Here is a 4,702-nt window from a genome sequence, read left to right on the forward strand (position 1 = left end):
ATATCGCGATCGCGACCTGCGGTCGCTACAAAAACAAAACCCCACGAAAAACGTGGGGTTCGTCAGCAATCTGAAAGCGCCCTGAGGCGCTTTTTTATACACGGAGAATTGTCCGGTTATTATTACAGCACGTGCACCGAGGCCGTGTTGGTGGTGCCGCTGGAGACCAGAGCGCCAGAAACCATCACTACTACGTCGCCTTTCTGCGCCAGACCGCTCTGTACGGCCAGCTCTTTGCCCTGACGATAGAAATCATCAGTGGACGCGATTTCGTCGACCAGCTGCGCGACAACGCCTTTGCTCAGCACCAGCTGACGTGCGGTTGTTTCGTTGGTGGTCAGCGCCAGGATGGTGGCATCCGGGAAGTATTTACGCACTGCGCGAGCAGATTTGCCGCCCTGGGTAGCAACCACGATCAGCGGCGCATCCAGTTTCTCAGCGGTTTCAACTGCACCACGACAAACTGCTTCAGTGATACGCAGTTTACGGCTGTCATTGTTGAAATCCAGACGGCTGGTCATGACGCGGTCAGTACGTTCACAGATGGTCGCCATAATGGTGACGGCTTCCAGCGGGTATTTACCTTTCGCGGATTCGCCGGACAGCATGACTGCATCGGTACCGTCGAGGATGGCGTTAGCTACGTCGCCTGCTTCTGCGCGGGTCGGACGTGGGTTTTTGATCATGGAGTCCAGCATCTGCGTTGCAGTGATAACCACTTTGCGCGCGCGGATACATTTCTCGATCATCATTTTCTGCGCGAAAATAACTTCTTCAACCGGGATCTCAACGCCCAGGTCACCACGAGCAACCATGATGCCGTCAGAGGCTTCGAGGATTTCGTCGAAGTTGTTCAGGCCTTCCTGGTTTTCGATTTTGGAGATGATGTGGATGTTTTCGCCGCCGTGCGCTTTCAGATGCTGACGAATTTCTTCAACGTCAGAACGCTTACGGATGAAGGAAGCAGCTACGAAATCAACACCTTGTTCGCAACCGAAGATCAGGTCTTGCTTGTCTTTCTCAGCCAGTGCAGGCAGCGCGATGGAAACGCCCGGCAGGTTAACGCCTTTGTTCTCACCGAGATCGCCGTTGTTCAGCACTTTACAAATAACGTTGTTGCCTTCAATGGCAGTGACTTCCATACCGATCAAGCCATCGTCAACCAGAACGGTGTTACCTACTTTCAGGTCTTCGGTGAAGCCTGCGTAAGTCACTGCGACGATTTCACTGTTGCCCACAACGGTTTTGTCGGTGGTGAAAGTGAAAGTCTGACCCGCTTTCAGTGCGACGTCATTACCGCCTTCCAGTTTGATGGTGCGGATTTCCGGACCTTTGGTGTCCAGCAGAATCGCCGCTTTTTTACCGGTTTTGCTCATCACGTTGCGCAAGTTCTGGATGCGCTGGCCGTGCTCAGCATAGTCACCGTGAGAGAAGTTCAGACGCATAACGTTCATGCCTGCGTCCAGCATTTTGGTCAACATCTCTTCGGATTCGGTTTTCGGACCGATGGTGCAAACAATTTTGGTCTTTTTCATGACAGTTTTAGTCTTTAAGTTGAGAGAGGGATATGGAAATCACGCTCCGGTGAGCGCTAAGCGCCGGAGTAAAGCCTGTGTTGCGAAAATTGCGATGCCACAGCCTAAGGATAGGTGACATCAAAAAAGCGTGCAGAGTAATAGAGTGTGCCCGTGTCTCAGCCCAACGGGGTATACAGCGATGTGATGATAGATATTTACAGTTCAATGAGCTGAAACCATTCAAGAGTGAATAGACAGCCATTATACGATGAAAAATAGTCAAAAGGAAAATGAAAACGCTGTTTCAAAATGCATCTGTGCAGTTTCACAACGAAGTGTTATCAACGTGTTAAGTTCGCACAAATTTGAATTCAGGCCATTGACGGCAAACTAAATCCTCGTCACACAAAAAAGAGCGCTATTCTGCCGGAAGTGATTGTAACGCCACCGTTTCTTACTGCCAACATTCACGAAACAAATACGGCAAAAACGGTGGTCAAAGTGCAAAAGCAAAATCGATTTAGCTATTAAGAATACGCAGTGCTTCCTCATGCAACCGGGGGCATCCGGACGCCAGTATTTTACCGCCAGATTCCGGGCGCTCGCCGCTGAGGGTGGTCACTACACCTCCGGCCTGCTCTATAATGGGGATAAAAGCAACTATATCATAGGGTTGTAATGCATATTCCAGGCATAAATCTATTTGCCCGGCAGCAAGCATCGCCATCGCATAACACTCGCCGCCGTAGCGGGTCATTAAGGTGCTGTCATCCAGTGCATTGAAGTTCACCTCCGGCGTACGCAAGATGTACTCAGGTGATGTGGTATGCAAAATTGCCCCGGCGAGAGGAATATCTTTGCGGGTGTGCATTTGCGCAAGTCCCTGCGGTCCGTTGCGCCATGCCTGCTTGCCATCAGCCCAGAATCGCTCGCCGGTGAAAGGTTGCCCCATCATGCCAAGATGGCCACGCCCCTCAACCGTCAGACCTATCAGCGTGCCCCAGACAGGCAAGCCGCACAGGAAAGGGCGGGTGCCGTCTACCGGATCGAGTACCCATTGCAGCGGGCCGGAGCCGGTGATGCCAAATTCTTCACCCATAATGGAGTGGTCGGGATAGCGGCGGGTAATGAGCTCGCGCATTACCCGTTCAGCCTCACGATCTGCGTCGGTCACCGGGTCAAAGCGATAACCTTCTTTCGGTTTACTGCCGACGTGCAAATTCAATTGTGAGCGAAAGCGTGGCAACGTCTGTGTATCTGCCAGATCCGCAAGTTCATGGAGAAAAGCAATATCAGGAAGCGTGCTGGTCATCATTCGATCCTTATGCATACCACAATGGGAAATTATTGATCTGCTCGTTTATGCCCGATATTGCATTATTTTGTTCATTTAGACAATGACTGGCGTGAAAAGAGGCTGATAGCGAAATTATCCCAATGGATGAGATCAACGATGCGCCTGAGCCTTTTACTGGGGAGTGGGCTGAAATTACTGCGTTGTGACTGATAGACAGACGCTGACGACCTGAACGGCCATGATGAAACGGCTTCGGTGAAAACGGGATTTTTTATTTTTTACTAAGAAGAAACTAAAAAGAGTACTGCATGAGATGGTGCGTCCGAGTGGACTCGAACCACCGACCCCCACCATGTCAAGGTGGTGCTCTAACCAACTGAGCTACGGACGCACTGAAAGATGGTGCGTTCAATTGGACTCGAACCAACGACCCCCACCATGTCAAGGTGGTGCTCTAACCAACTGAGCTATGAACGCATTGTTGTGCCTGACAACGGGGACGAATAATAGCGGCAGGTCGGGAATGTGGCAAGCAGAAAATAGCAATTTTCTTTCAGAATTCACGCGATTGCGGAACAATTATACATATTGTTCATATTTTGTTGATGTAAAAGGATGTTTTTTGTTCTACATCCCTTCTGGAGACGCTATGGGAACAACAAGCCAGCTAATTTGTCGTGTGCATACCAGGCCGATCTCGGTTCATTTCATCGATCCACTTCGAATAAATCTCATAAACCCTCCTGTGTCTATTCATGGCAGGTGCCGCTAAAGAGGTCGATATGTTGACAGCCAATTATATGAGGCCTCTTGTGAAGCCTCAGTAATCAAAATCTATGGCCTGGCGATGATATTATTTGTTAACAACCTGATCGAAAACTTCCATCCATCGATCCATTTGCATTTCCATGTTTCGGTAACCTTCAGGCTCATGATACCAGCCTTCAGTTGGGTAAAACTTAACACGCCATTCAGGGAATTGGATATCACTAACTTTTATAAAAAATCCTGATTGTTCCAGCGCTCTGTTTCTTGCTCCTTGATTTATGAATAAGGATTGAATCAGGCCCGTAGCGTCAGAACCAACCATTTCCAAAGCAGAAGGTAATTTACACCGCCAGCTTTTAATGTCATCAAAGGAGTACGTTTTCTCATGACCATCTGATTGTAATTTGATGGTCCTGGTATTTGCGTTTAGCACCATGGATGTCAAATATTTCTGTTTTTGACCAAAAAAATTTGGAAGGCATTCTCTGAATTCGTGTGAGTAAATGCCATCATTGTTATCGTTGAAATTGTCGTAGCTATATACCGAATTACATCGATGAAGGTGCCGTGGTAGTGCTAAAAGGAAGATAATAAGACTGATTGGCGACCAGTACCAAAAATATCGAAGAACCGCATCTGCATTATTATGGTTTGCAAGGTAAACAAGTCCGGGGATGATGACGCATGCAACCCATAAGCTTTTAACGGTCAGAATGCCTGGCGCTTTCCTTTCTGAAGTTTTAGCCGAAAGGTACTTTCTTTTTTGTTTTATATAGCTCGGGATAATGGAAAGTATGATTATTAAACCTATTATCCCCGGTATATCAAATAAAAAATTAAAAAAATGGGAGATGAAGTCGCTGATTCCGAATGAAATAATATAAGCAAAAATTGCAGGAGTGGCCAAAGCTATCCAAAACCGCTTGAATGATAGTAATCTGGGAGTTGAAACCTTAGAACTAACAGACATGTTGTGTCCTTAAGTTAAATTTTGGGTTTTTACCCAATGCACCAAAACCACCCTCTTAAAAAGAGAGTGTTAGGGAAGGTGCGATTTAATCGGTGGGGTTCAGTGGAGTCCTTAGCTGTATTAGCCTTACCTTAGCTGAGCTGTATTATC

At 47.7% G+C, this 4,702-nt stretch carries 4 protein-coding genes and 2 tRNA genes; all 6 read right to left on the reverse strand.

Translation table 11 applies throughout. The annotated features are described in order from the left end of the window. Window positions 1-122: 122 nt before the first annotated feature. The 6 genes from pykF to ACSZO4_RS24705 all read right to left on the reverse strand — a co-directional run bounded on the left by pykF (window position 123) and on the right by ACSZO4_RS24705 (window position 4,552). Window positions 123-1,535 (reverse strand): pyruvate kinase PykF, encoded by a 1,413-nt coding sequence (gene pykF / locus ACSZO4_RS24680; protein ID WP_437891726.1) that lies wholly within the window; start codon window positions 1,533-1,535, stop codon window positions 123-125. Window positions 1,536-1,542: 7 nt separating this feature from the next. Further along, window positions 1,543-1,779, reverse strand: a complete 237-nt coding sequence (gene ynhH / locus ACSZO4_RS24685) for a protein YnhH (RefSeq protein WP_437891727.1) — start codon at window positions 1,777-1,779, stop codon at window positions 1,543-1,545. A 258-nt stretch (window positions 1,780-2,037) separates the two neighbouring features. Next, a complete protein-coding gene (locus tag ACSZO4_RS24690) occupies window positions 2,038-2,829 on the reverse strand; it encodes an inositol monophosphatase family protein (RefSeq protein ID WP_437891729.1) in 792 nt (263 codons plus the stop codon). 299 nt (window positions 2,830-3,128) lie between these two features. Then, window positions 3,129-3,205: transfer RNA gene (locus ACSZO4_RS24695), tRNA-Val, on the reverse strand. Between the two features lie 9 nt (window positions 3,206-3,214). Next, window positions 3,215-3,291: transfer RNA gene (locus tag ACSZO4_RS24700), tRNA-Val, on the reverse strand. 376 nt (window positions 3,292-3,667) lie between these two features. Next, window positions 3,668-4,552, reverse strand: a complete 885-nt coding sequence (locus ACSZO4_RS24705; protein ID WP_437891728.1) for a DUF4755 domain-containing protein — start codon at window positions 4,550-4,552, stop codon at window positions 3,668-3,670. Window positions 4,553-4,702: the final 150 nt, after the last annotated feature.

Origin of the sequence: Phytobacter sp. V91 (assembly GCF_965644225.1) — a bacterium.
Classification (GTDB): Bacteria; Pseudomonadota; Gammaproteobacteria; order Enterobacterales; family Enterobacteriaceae; genus CBFFRJ01.

Excerpts from the sequence above, each read along its gene's own strand:
- pykF (WP_437891726.1), bottom strand. The coding sequence starts at position 1,535 with ATGAAAAAGACCAAAATTGTTTGCACCATCGGTCCGAAAACCGAATCC.
- ynhH (WP_437891727.1), bottom strand. The coding sequence starts at position 1,779 with ATGGCTGTCTATTCACTCTTGAATGGTTTCAGCTCATTGAACTGTAAA.
- ACSZO4_RS24690 (WP_437891729.1), bottom strand. The coding sequence starts at position 2,829 with ATGACCAGCACGCTTCCTGATATTGCTTTTCTCCATGAACTTGCGGAT.
- ACSZO4_RS24705 (WP_437891728.1), bottom strand. The coding sequence starts at position 4,552 with ATGTCTGTTAGTTCTAAGGTTTCAACTCCCAGATTACTATCATTCAAG.